General features: G+C 38.9%; 22 protein-coding genes. 7 read left to right on the forward strand and 15 right to left on the reverse strand.

What is annotated here, in order from left to right; translation table 11 throughout:
• Positions 1–8 precede the first annotated feature (8 nt).
• The 3 genes from frr to rimO form a co-directional block, all read right to left on the reverse strand.
• Positions 9–563, reverse strand: coding sequence for a ribosome recycling factor (frr, locus tag AC5YCE_RS02890; protein WP_496125230.1), 555 nt, complete (start codon positions 561–563; stop codon positions 9–11).
• Between the two features lie 78 nt (positions 564–641).
• Positions 642–1370: a UMP kinase gene (pyrH, locus tag AC5YCE_RS02895; protein WP_496125229.1), complete on the reverse strand. Its 729-nt coding sequence runs from the start codon at positions 1368–1370 to the stop codon at positions 642–644.
• 57 nt (positions 1371–1427) lie between these two features.
• Entirely contained in the window at positions 1428–2771 is a 1344-nt protein-coding gene (rimO, locus tag AC5YCE_RS02900; RefSeq protein ID WP_496125228.1) for a 30S ribosomal protein S12 methylthiotransferase RimO, read from the reverse strand.
• A gap of 359 nt (positions 2772–3130) precedes the next feature.
• Between rimO and glnL the strand changes: the two genes are divergently transcribed.
• Genes glnL through AC5YCE_RS02915 form a run of 3 tightly spaced genes read left to right on the forward strand, consistent with a single transcriptional unit; the run spans position 3131 to position 6400 of the window.
• Positions 3131–4240: a nitrogen regulation protein NR(II) gene (gene glnL, locus AC5YCE_RS02905; RefSeq protein ID WP_496125227.1), complete on the forward strand. Its 1110-nt coding sequence runs from the start codon at positions 3131–3133 to the stop codon at positions 4238–4240.
• A complete protein-coding gene (glnG, locus tag AC5YCE_RS02910; RefSeq protein WP_496170995.1) occupies positions 4227–5708 on the forward strand; it encodes a nitrogen regulation protein NR(I) in 1482 nt (493 codons plus the stop codon). The genes glnL and glnG overlap by 14 nt, the downstream gene beginning before the upstream one ends.
• A 59-nt stretch (positions 5709–5767) precedes the next feature.
• Positions 5768–6400: a hypothetical protein gene (locus tag AC5YCE_RS02915; protein ID WP_496170996.1), complete on the forward strand. Its 633-nt coding sequence runs from the start codon at positions 5768–5770 to the stop codon at positions 6398–6400.
• Between the two features lie 50 nt (positions 6401–6450).
• On the opposite strand, the gene prpC is transcribed toward AC5YCE_RS02915, so the two are convergent.
• Together prpC and prpB are read right to left on the reverse strand one after the other, a co-directional pair.
• On the reverse strand, positions 6451–7578 hold the full coding sequence (prpC, locus tag AC5YCE_RS02920) for a bifunctional 2-methylcitrate synthase/citrate synthase (protein WP_496170997.1): 1128 nt from the start codon (positions 7576–7578) through the stop codon (positions 6451–6453).
• Between the two features lie 3 nt (positions 7579–7581).
• Positions 7582–8466 carry a methylisocitrate lyase gene (gene prpB, locus AC5YCE_RS02925; protein ID WP_496125223.1) on the reverse strand — a complete coding sequence of 295 codons (885 nt, stop codon included), beginning with the start codon at positions 8464–8466 and terminating at the stop codon, positions 7582–7584.
• Between the two features lie 211 nt (positions 8467–8677).
• On the opposite strand from prpB, the gene AC5YCE_RS02930 reads away from it, so the two are divergent.
• On the forward strand, positions 8678–9331 hold the full coding sequence (locus tag AC5YCE_RS02930; RefSeq protein ID WP_496170998.1) for a TetR/AcrR family transcriptional regulator: 654 nt from the start codon (positions 8678–8680) through the stop codon (positions 9329–9331).
• Between the two features lie 126 nt (positions 9332–9457).
• Positions 9458–10372, forward strand: a complete 915-nt coding sequence (gene argF / locus AC5YCE_RS02935; RefSeq protein WP_496125221.1) for an ornithine carbamoyltransferase — start codon at positions 9458–9460, stop codon at positions 10370–10372.
• 74 nt (positions 10373–10446) lie between these two features.
• Here argF and AC5YCE_RS02940 read toward each other — a convergent pair whose 3' ends face one another.
• Positions 10447–11739 carry an MFS transporter gene (locus tag AC5YCE_RS02940; RefSeq protein WP_496170999.1) on the reverse strand — a complete coding sequence of 431 codons (1293 nt, stop codon included), beginning with the start codon at positions 11737–11739 and terminating at the stop codon, positions 10447–10449.
• A 403-nt stretch (positions 11740–12142) separates the two neighbouring features.
• Here AC5YCE_RS02940 and AC5YCE_RS02945 point away from each other — a divergent pair, with 403 nt between their 5' ends.
• Positions 12143–12625 (forward strand): hypothetical protein, encoded by a 483-nt coding sequence (locus tag AC5YCE_RS02945; protein WP_496171000.1) that lies wholly within the window; start codon positions 12143–12145, stop codon positions 12623–12625.
• Between the two features lie 46 nt (positions 12626–12671).
• Here the strand turns inward: AC5YCE_RS02945 and AC5YCE_RS02950 are convergent, their stop codons facing one another.
• The 8 genes from AC5YCE_RS02950 to rpiA all read right to left on the reverse strand — a co-directional run bounded on the left by AC5YCE_RS02950 (position 12672) and on the right by rpiA (position 20114).
• Entirely contained in the window at positions 12672–13025 is a 354-nt protein-coding gene (locus AC5YCE_RS02950; RefSeq protein ID WP_496125218.1) for a YnfA family protein, read from the reverse strand.
• 155 nt (positions 13026–13180) lie between these two features.
• Positions 13181–15457, reverse strand: coding sequence for an ATP-dependent Clp protease ATP-binding subunit ClpA (gene clpA / locus AC5YCE_RS02955; RefSeq protein ID WP_496171001.1), 2277 nt, complete (start codon positions 15455–15457; stop codon positions 13181–13183).
• A 9-nt stretch (positions 15458–15466) separates the two neighbouring features.
• Positions 15467–15895, reverse strand: coding sequence for an ATP-dependent Clp protease adapter ClpS (gene clpS, locus AC5YCE_RS02960; RefSeq protein ID WP_496125216.1), 429 nt, complete (start codon positions 15893–15895; stop codon positions 15467–15469).
• An 18-nt stretch (positions 15896–15913) separates the two neighbouring features.
• Entirely contained in the window at positions 15914–16663 is a 750-nt protein-coding gene (locus tag AC5YCE_RS02965) for a DUF6776 family protein (protein WP_496125215.1), read from the reverse strand.
• Positions 16664–16742: 79 nt separating this feature from the next.
• A complete protein-coding gene (gene argC, locus AC5YCE_RS02970; protein ID WP_496171002.1) occupies positions 16743–17792 on the reverse strand; it encodes an N-acetyl-gamma-glutamyl-phosphate reductase in 1050 nt (349 codons plus the stop codon).
• Positions 17793–17914: 122 nt separating this feature from the next.
• Positions 17915–18625 (reverse strand): hypothetical protein, encoded by a 711-nt coding sequence (locus tag AC5YCE_RS02975; RefSeq protein ID WP_496171003.1) that lies wholly within the window; start codon positions 18623–18625, stop codon positions 17915–17917.
• A gap of 24 nt (positions 18626–18649) precedes the next feature.
• A complete protein-coding gene (locus AC5YCE_RS02980; protein WP_496171004.1) occupies positions 18650–19339 on the reverse strand; it encodes a YgjP family zinc-dependent metalloprotease in 690 nt (229 codons plus the stop codon).
• A gap of 103 nt (positions 19340–19442) precedes the next feature.
• The gene (rpiA, locus tag AC5YCE_RS02985; RefSeq protein ID WP_496171005.1) at positions 19443–20114 is read right to left on the reverse strand and encodes a ribose-5-phosphate isomerase RpiA; all 672 of its coding nucleotides are present in this window, start codon (positions 20112–20114) and stop codon (positions 19443–19445) included.
• A gap of 107 nt (positions 20115–20221) precedes the next feature.
• On the opposite strand from rpiA, the gene ilvA reads away from it, so the two are divergent.
• Complete coding sequence (gene ilvA, locus AC5YCE_RS02990; protein WP_496171006.1) at positions 20222–21760, forward strand: threonine ammonia-lyase, biosynthetic; 1539 nt, start codon at positions 20222–20224, stop codon at positions 21758–21760.
• A gap of 58 nt (positions 21761–21818) precedes the next feature.
• Here ilvA and AC5YCE_RS02995 read toward each other — a convergent pair whose 3' ends face one another.
• On the reverse strand, positions 21819–22322 hold the full coding sequence (locus AC5YCE_RS02995; RefSeq protein WP_496171007.1) for a hypothetical protein: 504 nt from the start codon (positions 22320–22322) through the stop codon (positions 21819–21821).
• Positions 22323–22437 lie beyond the last annotated feature (115 nt).

The following is a 22437-nucleotide window of genomic DNA, read 5'->3' on the forward strand; positions in this document are numbered from 1 at the left end:
CCGAGAGATTAAACCTTCATCAGTTCAGCTTCTTTAGCAGCTAAACGTTTTTCAACTTCAGCTACAAATTTGTCCGTGATTTTTTGAATATCATCACCAGCACGACGTTCATCATCTTCAGAGATTTCTTTCTCTTTCAACAATGCTTTGATATCACCTAGAACGTCACGGCGGATATTACGGATTGCAACTTTTGCATTTTCTGCTTCATTACGTGCAACTTTTTGCATATCACGACGCGTTTCTTCAGTCAATGCAGCCATAGGAACACGAATCGCATCAGCACTGATTGGGTTGAGCCCCAAATCTGACTCGCGAATTGCTTTATCAATAGCAGCAACCATTGAACGCTCAAATGGCTGAACCAATAATGTACGTGAATCTTCAACACCGACGTTTGCAACTTGATTCAGTGGCACGTCAGAACCGTAGTAAGACACCATAACATTATTTAAAATTGATGGATGCGCACGACCTGTACGAACTTTTGCAAACCCATGCTCTAAAGATTCTAGAGTTTTGTTCATACGGTCTTCGCTGTCTTTTTTAAGATCGTTAATCATCTGATCTTCCTTACTTAATTTATCTAAAGTGTTGAGCTTAATTCAGGCTAGTATAAAGAGCTTTAGCCCTCACGTACATTAGTTTGTAACGTGAGTCCCTTCTTTTTCACCCATAACCACTGAAAGTAGCGCACCTGACTTATTCATATCGAATACTTGTAATGGCACATTATGATCACGACATAGACAAATTGCCGTCAAATCCATGACACCCAACTTTTCATCTAATACTTGATCGAAGGTCAGCGTGTCATATTTAACAGCATCTTCATATTTGCTTGGATCTTTATTGTACACACCATCAACTTTAGTGGCTTTAAGAATGAGGTTCGCCTCAATCTCAATACCACGTAAACAAGCCGCTGTATCTGTTGTGAAGAATGGATTACCCGTCCCTGCAACAAATACACAAACTTCATTACGCGCTAAATGACGAATCGCATCACGGCTTGAGTAAGACTCAACCACAGTACCAATCGGTAAAGCAGACATTAAACGAGTTTTAATATTACGGCGCACCAATGCATCACGTAGCGCCAAACCATTCATGACAGTTGCGAGCATACCCATTTGATCGCCAGTCACACGACCCACTAAACCATCTTTTTGCAATTGGCTACCGCGATATAAATTACCACCACCCACCACGATACCCACTTGAACGCCTAAACCCACCAAGTGTGCAATCGATAACGACATTTGATCAAGGACTTGAGCATCAATACCCATGTCTTTATTACCTGCCAATGCCTCACCAGACAATTTCAACAAGATACGCCCAAAGCGTGGTTTTTTTGAATCTAGCATCTCAAGCTCCGATATCTATTTATTTAATGTATTCTGCGTTGCTGTTCATTGTTTCAATTATGCTGATTTAATTTGAATCAATTCAGCAAATAAATCATATTCGTCTGCATCCGTGATTCGTACTTCAAGCAAATCACCAGCTTTGATGAGACTCTTATCGATGTCTTCAACAAAAACATTACCATCAATTTCCGGTGCATCTGCATATGAACGTGCAATCGCAACTGGGAATTCTTCATCCAAGTCATCCACCAATACTGTCATGGTCTGACCAATACGTTTTTGAAGTTTGGCAGCAGAGATTGCTTGTTGAACTTCCATAAAACGTTCGTAACGTTCTTGTTTGATGTCTTCAGGCACATGATCAGGTAAATCATTTGCTGTAGCACCTTCAACAGGTGAATAAGTAAAACAACCCACGCGATCAAGTTGAGCTTCTTTCAACCAGTCTAGTAATTGAACAAAATCTTCTTCCGTTTCACCCGGGAAGCCAACAACAAAAGTTGAACGAATGACAAGTTCAGGGCATTTTTCACGCCACAACTTCAACCGCTCTAATGTATTTTCACTATGGGCTGGTCGCTTCATCAATTTTAAGATGCGTGGACTGGCATGTTGAAAAGGAATATCCAAGTACGGAAGAATTTTACCTTGCGCCATCAAATCAATCACGGCGTCCACATGTGGATATGGATAGACATAATGCAAACGCACCCAAATACCTAACTGACCCAGTGCTTCGCACATATCATAGAATTTGGTTTTAACTGGCTGACCGTTCCAAAAATCAAGTTTGTACTTGGTATCTACACCATAAGCAGACGTGTCTTGAGAGATGACTAAAACTTCTTTTACGCCTGCATTTTTTAAGGCTTGCGCTTCAGACAATACCGAACCGACTGGACGAGAGACTAAATCACCACGCATACTTGGAATAATGCAGAATGTACAGCGGTGGTTGCAGCCTTCTGAAATTTTTAAATATGCATAATGCTTTGGGGTTAAGCGAATACCTTGTTCAGGTACCAAATCAATAAAAGGATTATGTTTTGGTGGCTCAGGTACATATTGATGTACGGCTTCCATCACTTCTTGATATGCTGCCGCACCTGTCACTTTGAGAACATTTGGATGCATTGCACGAATTTTGTCTTCATCTTTACCCAAACAGCCTGTCACAATAACACGACCATTGGCACTCATGGCTTCGCCAATTGCATCTAAAGACTCTTGTACCGCAGATTCAATAAAACCACAGGTATTTACAACAACTAAATCAGCACCGTCATAATCAGACGCTACATCATAACCTTCAGTCTTCAACTGAGTTAAAATTCGTTCGGAATCGACCAATGCCTTAGGACAACCTAAAGAAACAAAACCGACTTTGGGGGATTTCATGAATCTGCACTCCACTATAATGCGCGTATTGTAAGACTTTTCGATTCATAAAAATAGCCGATACGCTATGAGAATATGCAACGCACCAAAATAATTCTAATTATTTATTAAAATAATATTCTTGCACTTATATAGTGCAAAATGCTATTGATAGAGTGGCATTCCGCAATAAATCACATAAATCTGTTTTAAGTTTTGATCATTTCAATCATAAATAGATAATAAAAAACTCATAACTTAAAGTTGGCTTGCATTTTGCTTTATTTGAGGACGCTTTATGCAAACATCTCCCTCTTAATGAGCAATTTTTAAAGGGCATTACTGCAATTGCGCTATTTTAATACAGGATTTTAAAGTAAATGGATCAACGACCACCCATCGACTATCGACTACTGGTAGACAACTTAGCTACAGCCGTTCTCTTGGTCGATGCAGAGCTTAATATCTTTTACCTTAACTCTTCTTGTGAAGCGCTTTTTGACATCAGCTTACTTCGAGCGCAAGGCTCACCTGTACTCAATATCCTTGAAGCACCAACAGATACCTTTAATACGCATGAAGCCTTACTCAACTCACTTGAAAATGGTCAAGCCTATACACGGCGTGATGCAACCATTACCATCAACTTTAAAGATGTGCATGTAGATTATTCAGTTGCTCGACTCAGTTCAGGCAAGTCCTATCACCCTCTGCTATTGATTGAATTAAATCCCATTGATCGCATGTTGAAAATTTCTAAAGAAGAAAATCTGCTCCAACAACATCAAGTTGCGCGACAATTGATTCGAGGTGTCGCCCATGAAATCAAAAATCCTTTAGGTGGTATTCGTGGTGCAACTCAACTGCTTGCTCGTAGTCTCAATGACCCTCAATATGCAGAATTCACTGACATTATCATCAGTGAAGTGGATCGTTTAAGAAACTTAGCCGATACCATGCTGGGGTCCCGTCAACTACCAAGCTACGAACCCGTAAATGTACATGAACCTCTGGAACGGGTTCGCTCTCTAATTATTAACCAAACTAAAAAGAAAATTAAAATCACTCGTGATTATGATCTCTCATTACCTGATGTATATGCTGATCGCGATCAACTCATACAAGTCATGTTGAATATCAGCGTTAATGCTGTTCAAGCTATGACCGAAAACAAAGAATTTTTCACAGAAGAACAACCTGAACTGATTTTAAGAACGCGTATTCAGCGCCTCGTCACCATCAATGGTATTACCCACCGTTCTACAGTCCGTATTGATATTGAAGACAATGGACCGGGCGTGCCTGAAGATATTTTAGAATCTGTTTTTTATCCACTCGTTACTCGACGAGCAAAAGGAACTGGGCTTGGACTCAGTATCGCCCAGAATATTATGCATCAACACAACGGAATGATTGAATGCCAATCCGTTCCAGGAAAAACAATATTTAGCCTTTACATACCTTGGGAGCTTAAACATGTCACGAAATAAAATTTGGGTCATTGATGACGATCGTGCTATGCGCTGGGTATTAGAAAAAACATTCAAAGAAGAAGGTTTTGAAGTTACCAGTTTTGAAGAAGCACAATCTGCATTGGATGAGTTGGCGGATAATACCCCTGATGTGATTCTCACTGATATCCGCATGCCCGGTATTGATGGTCTAACTTTTCTAGGAAAAGTGAAAGCAAACTACCCTGACCTTCCTGTCATCATCATGACCGCTCACTCAGATTTGGAATCCGCGGTTTCAAGTTATCAAACAGGGGCTTTTGAATACTTACCAAAGCCTTTTGACATTGATGAAGCTCTTGCATTGGTCAATCGTGCCATCATGCATCTCAACAAATTACAGCAACAAGAATCTACTAAAACAGTTCAACCGATTCAATCTACTGAGATCATTGGCGAATCACCTGCTATGCAGGAAGTTTTCCGTGCCATTGGACGATTATCACAATCTCATATTACTGTATTAATCAATGGTGAATCAGGTACAGGTAAAGAACTGGTTGCGCATGCATTACATCGCCACTCACCACGTGGTAGCAAACCTTTTATTGCTTTAAACATGGCAGCGATCCCAAAAGACCTGATCGAAACAGAACTTTTTGGACATGAAAAAGGGGCTTTCACAGGTGCAAACTCGCAGCGTCAAGGTCGTTTCGAACAAGCCAACGGTGGAACACTGTTCCTCGATGAAATTGGTGATATGCCATTTGAAACACAAACGCGCCTATTACGCGTACTTGCAGATGGAGAGTTTTACCGTGTTGGTGGGCATATTCCAGTGCGTGTGGATGTTCGTATCGTTGCCGCAACCCATCAAGATTTAGAAAAGTTAGTGACTGATGGGCGCTTCCGTGAGGATCTATATCATCGCTTAAATGTAATTCGTATTCATATTCCCAAGCTTGCGCATCGCTCTGAAGACATCCCAATGCTGGCTCAGCATTTTCTAGCACGCGCAGGCAAAGAACTTGGTGTCAGTCCAAAGATTTTACGCACTGAGACTGTTGAATATATGCAACAGTTGCCTTGGCAAGGCAATGTGCGTCAACTTGAAAATACCTGTCGTTGGCTCACTGTGATGATTACGGGACGTGAAGTTTACCCTGAAGATTTGCCATCAGAACTTAAACAATTGCCAATCCATAAGTCTGAAGATAACCTTTCAGCAAGCCATCCTGATCGTGTCATCATTCAACACTGGGATGAATTACTCAATCAATGGGCAATCCAAAAGTTGAAGAATGGTGAGATGAAGTTGCTTGATATTGCCACTCCAATGTTTGAACGCACCCTAATCAACGCTGCACTGCAGCAAACCCGTGGTCGTAAGCGTCATGCTGCAGAGCTACTGGGTTGGGGACGCAATACACTGACCCGTAAACTGAAAGAATTAGGTATGGATACTGCGGAAGATGATGAAGAGGAAATTGTGTCTTTAACGGAGTAGACTTTAATTTAAGCGAATAATCTGATATTAATTCATTATAAATATAAATTATTTTATTAATGAACTATAAAATTAGATTATTCGCTTTTTGCTCTGCTATCAGTTTTTCTACCTTGATCCATGCAACTGTTGGCGGCCCTGAAAAGATCGAACTCCTCGGCTATGACAAAGTTGATCATAAAATTTACTTTACCCGTAACTATTATGATGAATCCGATCGCCCACCTGCACTTTATTATTTTTCACTAAACACAAAAAATAGCCACACACCCATTGAAGTAAAATCTATTTATAAAAAAATCAACGATGAAGATTACTTTATGCATACTTCAAAAATTAAAAATGAAATCTCTAAAATTCAAAAACGGCTTACCCCACTCAAATGCTTAACACAAGCAAAAGCAAATATTCTTGTCCTAAAAAACCGTAGTGAATTAGGTCACTTCTGGTTAAATGCTTCAGAACTATCAATCACAAAGTTCACCCAAGAATATGTAGTCATAAACACTTCGTTTAAGAGTAAAAATCAGCGTGTTATCAGCTACTCAACACCAAAAATCAATATTTTAAATCTGTCTAGCACCCCAGAAACTAAGAGCAAAAAATATCAAATCGCGATCATCGAATACCTTGGCATCCCCACTGAATTCGGCTACATGATTGAAGATGCAGTTTTATTGGAATCACCATAAAATAAAGCCTCTTCACGAGGCTTTATTTTTTCTCTGATATTCTAATCAGCTTAACGCTCTGCAATCGGCACCACTTTACGCAATTCTGGCCCTGTATAATCCGCACTCGGGCGAATAATACGGTTATCCGCACGTTGTTCCATCACATGCGCTGCCCAACCTGTTACACGCGACATCACAAAGATTGGTGTGAATAATTTGGTTGCAATATCCATAAAGTGATATGCCGATGCATGGAAGAAATCAGCATTACAGAATAATTTCTTCTCACGCCACATCACTTCTTCACAACGTACGGAAACTGGATAAAGCACTGTATCACCAACATCTTTAGCCAATTTTTCAGACCAAATTTTAATGATGTCATTCCGTGGATCATTGTCTTTATAGATCGCATGACCAAAGCCCATGATCTTCTCTTTACGCTCAAGCTTGCCTAGCATCTCACGTTCAGCTTCTTCAGGAGACGTCCAGTTCTCAATCATTTCCATTGCAGCTTCATTTGCACCACCATGCAATGGACCACGAAGCGAACCAATTGCACCTGTGATACATGAATGCATATCAGATAAAGTTGAAGCACAAACACGTGCAGTAAACGTAGAAGCATTAAATTCATGCTCTGCATAAAGAATCAATGACACATTCATCACTTGCTCATGCAACTCGTTTGGCTTTTCACCACGAAGTAAATGCAAGAATTGCGCACCAATTGAATCATCATCCGTGTTTTCATTGATACGTACACCATCATGACTAAAACGGTACCAATAGCAGATGATTGCAGGTAATGTTGCCAGAATACGATCCGCTACATCTTGCTGTTGATCAAAAGATTGCTCTGTTTCAAGATTACCCAACATTGAAACGCCTGTACGCATCACATCCATCGGATGAGAATCTGCAGGGATGCGCTCAAGGACTTCTTTAAGCGCTTGTGGAAGCTGACGCAAAGATTTTAATTTTGCTTTATAAGCAGCAAGCTGTTCTGTCGTTGGCAACTCACCAAAGAAAATTAAATAAGCCACTTCTTCAAACTGACAGTTTTCAGCCAAATCCCGCACATCATAACCACGATAAGTTAAACCCGCACCGCTTTTACCAACGGTAGATAGTGCGGTTTTTCCTGCAACTTGTCCGCGCAGACCTGCGCCAGTGAGTACTTTTCCTTCAGCCATTTTTTATTTTCCTTCCGTAAAGAGTTTATCTAATGTGTTTTCAAAAGTGTGATAATCCAAAAATTCATACAACTCTTTACGCTGTTGCATGATGTCTAATACATTCACTTGCGTGCCATTTTGACGTACAGATTGCATCACTTCTAAAGCCGCTTTTTGCATCGCACGTGTAGCCGACAAAGGATAAAGCACCATCGCAATACCTTGCCCACCCAATTGTTCAGTGGTGTAATAAGGTGTGTCACCAAACTCAGTAATATTGGCTAAAACGGGTACACCTACCGCATCGCAAACTGTTTTATACATGGTGATATCGGTCATAGCTTCAGCAAAGATTGCATCTGCACCTGCTTCAACACATGCACATGCACGATCAATGACCGCTTGAAGACCTTCTTTTTGCAATGCATCGGTACGCGCCATTACAACAAAGTTAGAATCTGTCTTAGCATCTACAGCCGCTTTAATACGGTCAACCATTTCTTGCTGAGTCACGATTTCTTTATTTGGACGATGACCACAGCGTTTTTGCGCAACTTGATCCTCAATATGCACTGCTGCAGCACCTGCAGCAATCATCTGCTTCACAGTACGAGCAATATTAAATGCGCCACCCCAACCGGTATCAATGTCGACTAACAAAGGTGTATCGACACGTTCAGTGATACGACGAACATCTTCAAGTACATTATCTAAACTGGTCATACCCAAATCAGGTAAGCCATAAGAATAATTTGCAACACCTGCGCCAGATACATAAATCGCTTTATAACCGACTTGCGTTGCCATCATGGCAGCATAAGCATTTACAGTGCCCATAATTTGTAATGGCTTTTCAATTTCTAATGCTTTTCTAAATCTTAAGCCTGCAGACGTTTGTTCTGTCATATCCTTTTCCACAGTTGTTCTATAATTCTCGAACTTTGAGTATAACCATAAATTTTTGCTGAAAAATGACCCAATAGTGCTTTTGCTCTAAAACTTTAGTCATATAAAGTGAATTTTCATTCATTAATTGAATCATGTTTATATTCAGATTTTGATTGACAACTTTGCTATAATCGTAATAACCCTAGAATATTTATTGATATACATTTTTATGATCAATCCATTAGCACAAATTGAAACGGTGGGTTGCGATCTCCCCCAGACCCGCCGTGGACTTGAGCGCCGTATGGCACTTTTGCTAAGTGCTAATAAATTGTTTTTGAAACATGGTTATGATGCTGTGTCTTTAGATGATATTGTTCAACATGCAGGCGGTTCTAAAGCATCGATTTATAAGTATTTTGGTAGTAAAGAAGGCTTATTTTCAGCAATTTGTGACTATAGGCGTGAGTTATTTTTTAAAGATATCTGTAGCTCGCATGATCCTACAACCTTTGATCTAAAATCTTATTTAATTAGTACGCTTTTCAACTTTTATGCACATATTAAACTACCTGAAAACGTTGCCTTCATTCACCTTATCATGGAACAGGCACAGCGTAATTCCGAACTTGCACTGAACATTCATGAAAAAGGTCCCAAAGAGATCCAATCCGCGATTGCGGTCGCCCTCAGCAATGCGCATCAAAATGGTTTAATTTTATGCGAGCAACCTCTGTATTCAGCACACTTTTTCTTTGGAATATTAAGAAATATTGAATGGCAAATCATTATGGGGATTCCAATCGCTGAAAATGACGAAGAAGTAACCAGTTATATTACTTATTGCGTTGAACGCTTCTTAGACGCTCATCAAAAAGTCTAGTTTTTTTGCAATTCCTACATCTTATAGTATATTAGTCGATTCTTTGATTTTCTTACCAACCAACAATCAATTGTCCTTATTCAATGCCATATCCGGCTTTGAAGGCACAATTATTGTGGAGTAACCATGGCTCTACGACATTTTCTTACTTTACGTGACCTTTCTACTGCAGAATTAAACCGTATCATCGAACGTGCGATTGAACTCAAACGCATGCAACATAATCATGTTGTCTACCAACCCTTTGTTGGTAAAGTAATGGGAATGATTTTCGAAAAATCGAGTACGCGTACTCGTGTATCGTTTGAAGCAGGTATGAGCCAATTTGGTGGTAGTGCCATCTTCCTCTCATCACGCGATACACAGTTGGGTCGTGGTGAACCGATTGAAGATTCTGCACGTGTAATCTCAAGCATGCTTGATATTGTGATGATTCGCACCTTTGGTCATGACATCGTGACACGTTTCGCTGAATATTCTAAAGTGCCCGTAATTAATGCTTTAACAGATGATCACCACCCTTGCCAACTATTAGCAGACGTCCAAACTTTTGTAGAGCATCGTGGTTCTATTGAAGGTAAAACAGTTGCATGGATTGGTGATGGCAACAATATGTGCAATTCTTATATTGAGGCTGCACATATGTGGGGCTTCAAACTGAAAATTGCAGCACCTAAGGGTTATGAACCTAAGCCAGAATTTTTAGCTGAATTTGCGCATTGTGCAGAAGTGGTTAACTCAGCCGAAGACGCTGCTGTCAATGCTGATATGATCGTAACTGATGTATGGGCGAGCATGGGTCAAGAAGAAGAGCAAAAAATTCGTGAAAAAGCGTTTGCTGACTATCAAGTGAATGAGCGCCTCATGGATCTTGCTCACTCTGATTGCTTATTTATGCACTGCTTGCCTGCACACCGTGGCGAAGAAATTTCAGAAAATATGCTTGATCACAAAAATGCAGTGGTGTGGGATGAAGCTGAAAATCGCTTACATGCACAAAAAGCATTGGTTGAATTCTTGATTAATGAAAATTTGAAATAATTCCATTTCTAGAAATATGAGAAATAAAAATGCCCACATTAATGTGGGCTTTTTTATGTCATGAGTTTTATGAATCAGTGATCATCTTTCAAATATTCTGGTTCTTTAGGCAGTTTCAAACTACAAAAGAAACAAATAATCAGCATCACAATCACATAAATAAAGAACGTATTTTCAATGCCTGCCGATTTGAACTGCAAAGCCACCGATGGCGCTGAGCCACCAAAGATGGCATTACCCACTGCATAAGAAAAACCAACTCCCAGTGCACGTACATGCGTTGGGAACATTTCAGCTTTTACAATTCCTCCAATCGAAGTGTACAAACTAAGCAGTAACATCAAGAAGATTAATAGTGCGGCAACCATTATTGGGGTATCACTAAAGTAACGCATACCAATTACCATCACAGGATAGATAGAAATCGCCATCAATGAACTAAATAAAAGCATACATAGACGTCGACCAATGCGATCAGACAAAGCACCAAAGAACGGTTGAGCAACCATCAACACAAAAATACAGCCAGTCATAATCAGACCGACTGTTTTGGAATCCATTCCAATATTGGTCAAGTACGTTTTAGAGTAAACGGTAATCACATAGAAACTTAATGAACCTGCTGAGGTATACCCCACAACAAGCAAAAATGTTTTCCAATGATTTTTAAATAACTCTCTTAAGGTTCCTGATTCTTCTTTATCACTATCTTCATTGGATAATGTTTCTTCTAAACGACTACGCGCTAACAAAGAGATAATGGCTGCCACACCGCCAATCACAAACGGAATACGCCATCCACCATCAAGTAACTGCTGTTCCGACATAAATGCCAAGAACAAAACACCCAATAGACTGGCTAGAAGTTGACCACCTGTTAAAGTGACATATTGAAAAGATGAGAAAAAACCACGCTGTCCTTTGAGCCCTAGCTCACTCATGTAGGTAGCTACTGCGCCGTACTCACCACCGACCGATAAGCCCTGCAGTAAACGTACTAAAAGCAAAAGAAATGGCGCCGCCATACCTACTTGCTCATAAGTTGGGAGTGCTGCAAACAAAAAAGAACTGATTGCCATTAAGCAAATCGAAATCACCATGGATTTCTTTCGTCCATGCTTATCAGCAATGTGACCGAACAACCAACTGCCAATTGGACGCATAAAAAAACTAGCTGCAAACACACCCCAAACGTAAATTGCTTGAGTCGATGAATCCATATCTGGTGCAGTTAGCGCTTTAGTAAAATAAACTGCAAATACCGCGTAGATATAAAAATCAAACCATTCGACCAAATTACCCGAGGCGGCGCCGACGATACCTTTTATTCGACTTGATTTTTCTTGCTTGGAATAAACCTGACCCATATATGCATCCTTGTAAAATATTATGTGCAAAGCTATGTGCAAAACTATATGCAAAACATGGAAATTGAATTGTCATTTTTATGAACCGTAATCTTAAAAAATTATCTGTTATATTTTTCTTGTCCCATTAAAAAATTAAGGGATATACAATGACTCAATTCCACTGCTAAATATTGGTCTTAAATGGTTTTTAACAAAGTATATTTATCGTAATAAATCTGCCTAAAAACTTACATAATTAATCTAGAAATGATTTTCTTAGGTTCATCCATCTATAATTTTTATATTTTTCAATAAATTAAATACGTGTTGCAAATACTAAATCAATATCAGGTTTTTATTCTCGTTTGAAGTTATTTATGACTATAATTAATCTATAAATTAAATCAGGGATTGAGGGATTATGCGTTTACTATCTTTGGTTTTATCCATTGGCTGCTTTTCCATTGTAAGTACAACTAACGCAGCAGACACCGCAGGCACTGAATTTGACCAATATTTGATTGAAAAGAATATTTTAGATCCGCAATTTAAGATCAAAAACAAAACTGCACTCAATGAAATTTTGCTGGCGATGAGTGAAGAGGATTCACGTACCCTACCTTATCAAGTTGACCAAAACATGATTATGGAAAAAATGACTTCCAATGCTGAGCATATTCAAATTGAAGGCGTGATCACCACTTCAGACTTTGAACAGTTTGAAAAAGACGTTGGAATAAAAGCTGTGAAGGATTTAATCAAAAAAAATTCACTGAAAAATTGCGATTTACTTTTTGAACACACTTTTCAGCGTGTTAATCCGTATGATTTAAATCTAAAACTTGCATCAAGCAGTCAAGTTTATGATATTAATATCAAAAACACTGAATGTAAGTTCCAATAATTCCTGTTTCAGTCCTTTCCTTACACCGCGCAACCACAAGACGTAATTATCGAATCAAACCTTGTGGTTGTAATATAATCAGTGCCACCCCTACTAAAACCACCGCACCACCCCAAATATCCCAGCACGTCAAATCAACTTGATCTACGAACCTCAACCACATCAATGCACTAAAGATATAAATTCCACCATAAGCCGCGTAAATACGACCAGATGCCGCAGGATGCAAAGTCAGTAACCACACAAATACTGTCAAAGCCAACACTGTTGGAACCCAGTACCAGTGACTTTTTCCTTGATTTAAAATCAAATACGGAAAATAACACCCTAAAATTTCCATCAATGCGGTTATAAAAAACAATGCACAAGTCGTGATGAATTTTGTGAACTGAAATTCCATAGTGATTTATCTCAAAATTAGATCAAATAATTGGGTCAAATGATTGAGGAAAAATTAGATTAAAACAAAACTTATAAATGTTGCTCTCATCAAAATTTCATTAAGCTAAAACTAAAATAGCCCGTGCAAGCACGGGCTATTAAATTTAATCAGACTTAAGCGGGTTCAGCAGCTTGATCTTCAAATACTTCAAGATTCAAGCCAACAGACTTACCATTCTCTTTCTTCGCTGTAACTGCAACATTACCACCATTTTCAGCCAGCTCACCGAACAGAATCATTTCAGCCAATGGCTTTTTCAAATGCTCTTGAATGAGACGCTGCATAGGGCGTGCACCCATCAGACGATCATAGCCTTGCTCTGCCATCCAATCACGAGCAGACTGATCAACCTCAAGTACAACTTGTTTATCATCCAACTGTGCTTGAAGTTCAGTTAAGAACTTGTCCACAACAGATTCAATAACCGTGGTTGGTAAAGCTTTAAATTGAATTACACCATCTAGACGGTTACGGAATTCTGGAGAGAATGCCTTTTTCATCGCTTCTTGGTTGTCGTTACTATTATCTTGTTCTGTGAATCCAATACTGGTACGTGAAATGCTTTCAGCACCAATATTGGTCGTCAACACAATAATCACATTACGGAAATCTGACTTACGGCCATTGTTATCCGTCAATGAACCATGATCCATCACTTGGAGCAACAAATTGAACACATCTGGATGTGCTTTCTCAATTTCATCCAGCAAAAGAACACAATGCGGATTTTTATGAATCGCATCAGTGAGCAACCCACCTTGGTCATATCCGACATAACCAGGAGGTGCACCAATTAAACGTGACACCGCATGGCGTTCCATATATTCAGACATATCAAAACGAACCAACTCCACACCAAGGAGTTTAGCCAGTTGTTTGGTGACTTCGGTTTTACCTACACCTGTCGGACCTGCAAATACAAAATTACCGACTGGTTTGTCTGGTGCTTTTAGACCTGCACGAGATAACTTGATTGCAGATGCAAGGGCTGTAATTGCTTCATCTTGACCAAATACAACACGTTTCAAATCACGTTCAATGTTTTCAAGCACTGATTTATCATCTTTAGACACAGTTTTAGGTGGGATACGTGCAATTTTAGACACGATATCTTCAATATTTTCAACTGTGATGACAGTGCCATCCTGTTCAGCTTTCAAGCGACGTTGCGCCCCAGCTTCATCAATCACATCAATCGCCTTATCTGGCAAGAAACGATCATTAATAAATTTTGCAGATAGCTCCACAGCAGACACTAAAGCCTTATCTTCATACTCAACATGATGAAATTCTTCGAATTTTGATTTCAAACCACGCAGAATATCAATTGTTTCAGAAATTGATGGCTCATTCACATCAATTTTTTGGAATCGACGGGATAAAGCATGATCTTTTTCAAACACTTGACGATATTCTTGGAAGGTCGTTGAACCGATGCAACGTAAAGTACCATTCGCCAATGCTGGTTTAATCAGGTTCGATGCATCCATTGTGCTGCCCATACTAGAGCCAGCGCCAATAATCATATGAATCTCATCAATAAATAACACTGCATCTGGTTTCTTTTTCAAAGCATTTAAAAGTTGTTTTAAACGCTTTTCGAAGTCACCGCGGTATTTTGTACCTGCAACCAATGAACCAATATCTAAACTGAAAATTTCAGCATTTTCTAAAGGTTTCGGTGCTTTACCATTGACGATTAACCAAGCCAAACCTTCAGCAATCGACGTTTTACCTACACCTGGATCACCGACGAGAAGCGGATTATTCTTACGGCGACGACATAGGATTTGAGCCGCACGCTCAATTTCTTTTTCACGACCAATTAAAGGATCAGTTTTCCCCTTTTGTGCTTCCACATTCAGATTAACCGTATAGAGTTCTAGAGGTCCTGCATTTGCAGAAGCACCCGACTCACCATCCAGATCTTCAACTTCTTCCTCAACATGAATTTCTTCCTTACGACCACCGTGAGAAAGATATTGAGTTAATGTTAAACGGTTAATTTGGTGACGTTTAAGCAAATACACAGCGAATGAATCGCGCTCAGAATACATTGCAACTAAAACATCGGCACCTTCAACAGTACGATCTCCACCACTCGATTGAACATGGAAAATCGCACGCTGTAATATACGGTCAAAGCTTTCTGTAGGATGCGGTGCTTGTTCGCTATTTTCACCAAGTTTTGGGGTATGTTGCTCTACATATTCTTCTAATTCTTTACGTAGACTTACAATTTCTGCGCCACATGCTTTCAATGCATTTACGGCAGAGTCATTGTCTAATAATGCTAATAATAAATGTTCGACCGTAAGAAACTCATGTCTCTTTTGACGAGCCATGCTTACAGCCAAACGTAAAGAAACTTCTAATTGACGACTGAGCATGAGATCCCCTTATTCTTGTGGCTCGATTTGACAAAGTAATGGATGACCTTGTGAGCGAGCATAATTATTAACTTGATTGGCTTTGGTTTCGGCGATGTCTCTTGGATAGACACCAGCAATACCTTTTCCTTCATAATGTACTGTTAGCATTACTTCGGTCGCTTGGTCAAGATTCAATCCAAAGTATTGTTGTAAAATTTCAATTACAAAATCCATTGGTGTGTAATCATCATTAAGTAAAACTACATGATATAAAGGTGGACGCTTAAATTGAGGCGGTGCAGTTTCAACTGCCAAATCACCCTCTGAATGATCTGGATCTACATCGTTGTTTTGTGTATCACCTAAGCGTGGATTAAAGTGCCAATCTACATAACCCGTTTGATGAAATGATGATTTGATTTCATTTAAGCTCATATGACGCTTATTTCTACGCATAATTCTATAAATCTACAATTATTGAGAGTTAGCAGCAGCTTGCGGTACATCCGCTGCCACCGTAGGACTGTTTTCGATTGCTTTACCACGCCCCCAACTAAATCGCTTAGTCACAGGCGTAGCACCTTTCACACGAATTTCAATGAACTGAGGACTGAAGCCTTTAGGCATGGTCCAACGACCTGTTAAACGCTGAAAGTCTTCAAAGTTATAACGATTTTCAGAAATCGGAACAACCAATACTTCGGTACCTTGGATTAAACGTAACTCAATCTCACCTGCAGCACGACGTTTGTTTGGACTCACCTGTACTAAATCAATTTGATACTCATAAATATTTTCAGGTAAGGGTAAAATCGCAAGGTTTTGTACAGTTAAACTTAACCCACCTCGTTGACGAAGAACTTCACGATAAATCGCACTCATTCCTTCAACTTGAACCTTATCTGCCTTGGCTTGGTTAAATGAAGCAAACAAATCATTCGAATTCGCAACTGCTACGTCACGCTCTTGCACTGCCAAATTCAAGTTTTTATTGAGTTCTGACAATTCATGCTTTTGTTTAGCAACCACTTCAACCAATTGTTCAGCATCAGCATCATAACCAACAACAGTTAAACCTTGGCGATGACCGACCGTATAACCTAACAATACGCTACCTGCGCAAAGAACAACTCCACCGACCAAAAGTGGCGTATTTCCTTTTAAGAATGACTTTTTAGCCTTCTTATTCGGTTGTGGTAAGTTATGAATTTCTGCGTTCGACATCGTTATCTCTAAATATTCTTAGTATCAAAACACACATTTAACGCTAAAGTTAAATGTGTGTGAAGTTGAAAAGCGTTTTTTATGGTAATAATCCGATACCTTGCAATCCAGCATCTTCTGCAAAACCAAACATCAAGTTCATGTTTTGAACCGCTTGACCTGCTGCACCTTTCACCAAGTTGTCTTGAACTGAAAGTACCACTAATTTCTTCGGTTGTGGTTTATACAATGCAATACGTAACTGATTGGCTCCGCGCACTGAACGTGTTTCAGGCGAGCTGTTCGCTGGCATCACATCGACAAAGGTTTCATTGGCATAGAAATCTTCATATAAACTTTGTAAGTCTGCTTGATCACCTGCATCGGTTAAATCCACATAAATCGTACTGAGCATACCACGAATCATGGGAACCAAATGTGGAACAAATACAATGTGATCAAACACATCTTTTAGACCTGAAATATTTTCCAATGCTTCTACAATTTCAGGTTGATGACGATGACCTGCTACGCCGTAGGCTTTAAAATTATCTGCATTTTCAGAATAAATCATGCCTAAACTGGCTTTACGACCTGCACCAGACACTCCAGATTTCGCATCAATAATAATACTTTCAGGTTTAACTAAGGTTTCAGATTGCTTAAATAAAGGTGCAAGACCCAACTGAACCGTAGTTGGGTAACAACCTGGATTACCAATCACTTGTGCATTTTTAATTTTTTCACGGTTCAGTTCAGATAAACCATACACTGAATCTTTTAATAGTTCTGGACAAGCATGCTGCATGCCATACCATTTTTCAAATTGCTCAAGATCTTGCAAACGGAAATCCGCAGCTAAGTCGATCACTTTGGTATTGGCAGCGACCAATTCTTCCGCATGCTTCATCGCTACACCATGAGGCGTTGCAAAAAACACAACATCGCATTTTTTAAGGGCGTCGATATTTAAATCTGAATAGCAAAGATCGGTATGCCCTCGTAAGCTTGGGAACATATCGTCAACACGGCGACCATCTTCAGTTCGAGATGTTAATACATCTACACGTACGTTTGGGTGTCTGAGCAAAAGACGTAATAATTCGACGCCTGTATAACCTGTACCACCTACAATACCAACTGAAATCACGATCTTAACCTCTAATCAAAAGTATCCATTTACATCGCGTAGTATGACAGGAAGTTAGTGCTTTCTGAACTGTTAACTGAACTATCAATTAAGATATTTAAACCTAAATGTCGTGATCATTATTACAGACTCAGCAAAAGCTGCCAAATCAGTGCAAATTGAAAAGCAATAAAAATAAAGATCAGAACACGGCAAATATCAAAAAGTTTTGCTGTAAATTTACTGTTCTTTTTATAATTATCGCTATATCGACACTTATAAAAAACAAGACATGCAAGTAACAATAAAATTGAATCAAGTATTACATAAAGAATGACTTTATTTTTATATTGGTATAATAACTGTTGTTCAGAATAATTAATTTTCTTTATTACTAGCTTTTTAGTTTTGTTAGTTGCATCTTGATAGATAATTTCTCTGATTTCATAAGTTACATTATTATTTTGCTGATTGATTCTCTGATCAGTTTCAATCTCTAAAATTTTATTATTCTCATCACGTATTAATTTACAAATTTCAATTTGATCCCTTTTTTTCAATATACCTTCACAGGTATAGCTTTTATATTGATGACCATGAACATAAAAGTGTGCATATACATCACCTCTTACAGTATTAATATGCTTTACCAAAGATGTATCTTTTGATTGCTTAAAAGTAACAACTTCATATGTTCCTTTATCAACCATCTTATAATGATTAATATTTGATAAAATACAGCCAGACAAAATCATTGTTTGGAAAAAAACAATAAAACCAAAAAATTTTATAAGATCTGACAATTTAAGTCCGCTGTTTTCATCTTCAACATATTCCTTATTTTTATTATTCAATTTTTCTTCTCACAATATTTATGTTTATTTTTTCGTCCACCACCACGGCATCGAACTTGTTTTTAATATTTTTCGATGCTGTTGATAATTCACATCATGCTTTTCAACTTCACTCCAAAAGCGCTGACTATGGTCAAAATGCTTCGTATGTGCCAACTCATGTACAGCAACGTATCGCGTGATTTCTTTAGGGAAAAGCACTAAACCACTATTCAACATAATGTCATGCTTAGAGGTACAACTCCCCCAACGTGTCTTCGGCTGCCGAATCGAACATTTTCCATAAGGTAAATGACACTCCTGAGCAATCTGACTTAAATAATTGGGCAAATAATCTTTGGCATACTGTATGACAAAAGCTTTTAAATAAACTTCAGGTTGTCGATCTGAAACTGACAAATGTAATGCATCTATGTCTAAGATAAAATTTTGTTTTTGCGTCGTATAAGAAATCTGTAAAGGTACATTTTGATTAAATAGTTTTAACTCAGTCGGAAGTACTCTCGGCTCACTCTTCTGAATTACCCGACTTTGTTGTTTATTCCATGTTTCAAGCAACCAACTTTCAGACTGATCTATAAACTTCTGAATTTGGGATTTGGTACAAAATACAGGAGCAGTTAAGCGAATCTGATGCGGTTCGACTCGCAGTCTTAAACGGGTAGATCGAACATTACGAACGATTTGGATTTCAGGAAGGTCTGCTAAAGTCATCGTATTATTTTTCAAAATCCTATTTTTTCAATCTATTCTTATGGTTGAAAAACCTCCTTTACAAAAAGGAGGTTTTAAAGTGTCAAATGACTATTTATATGAATTAGATTGCAGTACGCTCTTCAATGCCATTGTCAGTTGCCACCACAGCTACATCCGCTTTATTGATTGCAAAAATACCGTTACACACCACACCTGGAATGTCATTGATATCTTTTTCAAGCTGTAAAGCATTTAATATATTCAAGTTATGAACATCTAAGATGACGTTACCGTTGTCTGTCACCACGCCTTCACGATACACAGGATCACCACCCATAGACACAATTTTACGTGCTACAGCAGAACGTGCCATTGGAATCACTTCAACTGGAAGTGCAAAGCCACGACCCAATTGATCGACCCACTTAGAATCATCGACGATACAAATGAATTTCTTCGCAATCGATGCCACGATCTTTTCACGAGTTAAAGCAGCACCGCCGCCTTTAATCATGTGCATATGACGATCAATTTCATCCGCCCCATCAACATAAGCGTCTAAACCACCGACATGGTTCATATCAACCACTTCAATGCCTAATTTTTTCAGGCGTTGTGCAGTTGCTTCTGAACTTGCAACAGCTGCTTCAAGCTGAAGTTCTGGTAACAATTCGATTAGGAAGTTTACAGTACTTCCTGTACCAACACCCAAAATACCGCCTTTAGGCAAGTGTTTTAAAGCAGCTTTAGCAGCAGCTTGTTTCTTTTCATCTTGGGTTGCATACAGACTCATAACTTGGCTCAACTATTTTTTGACATTTGATGCTGATTTTACAGCCCAAATGCACAGGGGTTTGTTACAATAAAGCCCTATTTTAAACTGTTAGATGGAAAATTAACATGCTGTCTCGTTTGGTTCGACAAATATTACAAGCAACAGTCTACGATGTTGCAATCGAAACTCCACTCGAAGCAGCACCACGAATTAGTGAAAAGCTTAATAATAACATTCGCTTTAAACGCGAGGATCTACAACCTGTCTTTTCTTTTAAGCTACGCGGCGCCTATAACCGTATTAGCCAACTGCCAAAATCTCAACTAGAACGTGGTGTAATTACAGCTTCAGCAGGTAACCATGCTCAAGGCGTGGCATTGTCTGGTCAAAAACTGGGAATTCGCGCGATTATTGTGATGCCTAAAACCACGCCTGACATTAAAATTCAGGCCGTAAAGCGTTTAGGTGGTGAAGTTGTACTACACGGCGACTCTTTTGATGTTGCCAATAAATACGCGATTCAACGTGCCAAAGATGAAGGCATGACTTTTATTCCTCCTTATGACGATGAATTGGTCATGGCGGGTCAAGGTACTATTGGCAATGAAATTTTACGTCAATGGCGTGATGTGGATTATGTCTTCGTGGCTGTAGGTGGTGGTGGTTTGATTGGTGGTGTTGCTGCCTACCTTGGTGATGTAGCACCACATGTCAAAGTGATTCCTGTTGAATATGACGAATCTGCATGTTTAAAAGCAGCTTTTGAAGCAGGTGAACGTGTTGTCCTCCCTTCTGTAGGCTTATTTGCAGATGGTACTGCAGTTGCTCAAATTGGTGAAAAACCATTTGAAGTGATTCAATTAATGAAATCTGACAATTCAGGCCCGATCGTTGAACGTGATGTGGTCTTAGTGAATACCGATGAAATCTGTGCTGCGATTAAAGACACGTATGACGAATGCCGTAGCATCGTAGAACCCTCTGGTGCGATGGCACTTGCTGGAATTAAAAAATACGTCGCTGAACATGGCTTGGAAAATAAAAATCTTGTGTCAATTGTCTGCGGCGCCAATATGAATTTTGACCGTCTTCGCTATATTGCTGAACGGACAGAACTTGGTGAACGTAAGGAAGCAATTTTTGCGGTAACGATTCCTGAAGAAAAAGGCTCTTTCCTAAACTTCTGCCGTGCCTTACAAGGTCGCAACATTACTGAGTTTAATTACCGTGCAAGTCATTCTTCAGCAGCGCAAGTCTTTGTTGGCATCAGCTTAAAAGGTGGCGAAAAAGAACGTCATGAAATTTTTGATACGTTAAAATTCCATTATGATGTCGATGATTTATCTGATGATGAAGTCGCAAAACTCCATATTCGTTATTTGATTGGTGGTCATGCGGATATTGAAAATGAGCGCTTGTTCCGTGTGGAGTTCCCTGAACGTCCAGGAGCTTTACTGACTTTCTTAGAACGCCTTGGCCCAACACATAATATTACCCTCTTCCATTACCGTAACCATGGTGCTGCCGAAGGTCGTGTACTTGTCGGTTTAGAAGCGACGGATGCTCAGCAAAATCCAGATGGTCTGATTCAGACTTTGGAAAATATTACTTATCCATATGATGAAATTACCAATAATTTGGGTTATCAGCGTTTCCTAAAATAAATCATCACGATTATTTTAAAAAGAGCTTCGTCTTCGAAGCTCTTTTTTTATGGCGAAATTACTCATAAATCGCCATATTGAGATCTCCATCATCATTAAAAGCTTGATTGAATTCTTGGACGATCATCTCAAGTTGTTGCTGATTTTGGCTAGGTAAGAGTAGCCAGTAGGGATTCTCACGATATACAACTAATAAAGACAATTGATGCTCATCTGCAACTTTTTTAATATTATCAAAAAGGATGGTTTCTGTTTGCTCCATGAGATCCATTTCTTGATCAAATGAATCTCCACCAAAGCCCTCTTCACTTTGTTCAAATAAATTCGAAAGTTGCTGATCAATGTCCTTGTTCAATTGCTGTGTATTGACATTAAATTTTTTAAAATAGTAATTTTCATCAATACCATTATCAAAATACTCTTTAAGCTCAATATAATGTAAATATTCAGCATCTTGATTGAGCCAATCTCGGAAATAATCAAAGTCATCCTGTTGGCTCTCTAAAGGTTGTTTTAGTTCAGGAATAAGGGATTGTAATACGCTATAAATGTGTTGTGACATGATGATCTTCTCTATATTGATTTTTAATTTATAAAAGTCAGTGCTCAATCTATCAAATTATCAGCCAAAAATATAAAATCACGACAAAATATAAACTCACCTCGAATTTAGCTCA

This window comes from Acinetobacter sp. CY79 (assembly GCF_059515845.1).

Excerpts from the sequence above, each read along its gene's own strand:
- frr (WP_496125230.1), bottom strand. The coding sequence starts at position 563 with ATGATTAACGATCTTAAAAAAGACAGCGAAGACCGTATGAACAAAACT.
- pyrH (WP_496125229.1), bottom strand. The coding sequence starts at position 1,370 with ATGCTAGATTCAAAAAAACCACGCTTTGGGCGTATCTTGTTGAAATTG.
- rimO (WP_496125228.1), bottom strand. The coding sequence starts at position 2,771 with ATGAAATCCCCCAAAGTCGGTTTTGTTTCTTTAGGTTGTCCTAAGGCA.
- glnL (WP_496125227.1), top strand. The coding sequence starts at position 3,131 with ATGGATCAACGACCACCCATCGACTATCGACTACTGGTAGACAACTTA.
- glnG (WP_496170995.1), top strand. The coding sequence starts at position 4,227 with ATGTCACGAAATAAAATTTGGGTCATTGATGACGATCGTGCTATGCGC.
- AC5YCE_RS02915 (WP_496170996.1), top strand. The coding sequence starts at position 5,768 with ATGAACTATAAAATTAGATTATTCGCTTTTTGCTCTGCTATCAGTTTT.
- prpC (WP_496170997.1), bottom strand. The coding sequence starts at position 7,578 with ATGGCTGAAGGAAAAGTACTCACTGGCGCAGGTCTGCGCGGACAAGTT.
- prpB (WP_496125223.1), bottom strand. The coding sequence starts at position 8,466 with ATGACAGAACAAACGTCTGCAGGCTTAAGATTTAGAAAAGCATTAGAA.
- AC5YCE_RS02930 (WP_496170998.1), top strand. The coding sequence starts at position 8,678 with ATGATCAATCCATTAGCACAAATTGAAACGGTGGGTTGCGATCTCCCC.
- argF (WP_496125221.1), top strand. The coding sequence starts at position 9,458 with ATGGCTCTACGACATTTTCTTACTTTACGTGACCTTTCTACTGCAGAA.
- AC5YCE_RS02940 (WP_496170999.1), bottom strand. The coding sequence starts at position 11,739 with ATGGGTCAGGTTTATTCCAAGCAAGAAAAATCAAGTCGAATAAAAGGT.
- AC5YCE_RS02945 (WP_496171000.1), top strand. The coding sequence starts at position 12,143 with ATGCGTTTACTATCTTTGGTTTTATCCATTGGCTGCTTTTCCATTGTA.
- AC5YCE_RS02950 (WP_496125218.1), bottom strand. The coding sequence starts at position 13,025 with ATGGAATTTCAGTTCACAAAATTCATCACGACTTGTGCATTGTTTTTT.
- clpA (WP_496171001.1), bottom strand. The coding sequence starts at position 15,457 with ATGCTCAGTCGTCAATTAGAAGTTTCTTTACGTTTGGCTGTAAGCATG.
- clpS (WP_496125216.1), bottom strand. The coding sequence starts at position 15,895 with ATGCGTAGAAATAAGCGTCATATGAGCTTAAATGAAATCAAATCATCA.
- AC5YCE_RS02965 (WP_496125215.1), bottom strand. The coding sequence starts at position 16,663 with ATGTCGAACGCAGAAATTCATAACTTACCACAACCGAATAAGAAGGCT.
- AC5YCE_RS02980 (WP_496171004.1), bottom strand. The coding sequence starts at position 19,339 with ATGACTTTAGCAGACCTTCCTGAAATCCAAATCGTTCGTAATGTTCGA.
- rpiA (WP_496171005.1), bottom strand. The coding sequence starts at position 20,114 with ATGAGTCTGTATGCAACCCAAGATGAAAAGAAACAAGCTGCTGCTAAA.
- ilvA (WP_496171006.1), top strand. The coding sequence starts at position 20,222 with ATGCTGTCTCGTTTGGTTCGACAAATATTACAAGCAACAGTCTACGAT.
- AC5YCE_RS02995 (WP_496171007.1), bottom strand. The coding sequence starts at position 22,322 with ATGTCACAACACATTTATAGCGTATTACAATCCCTTATTCCTGAACTA.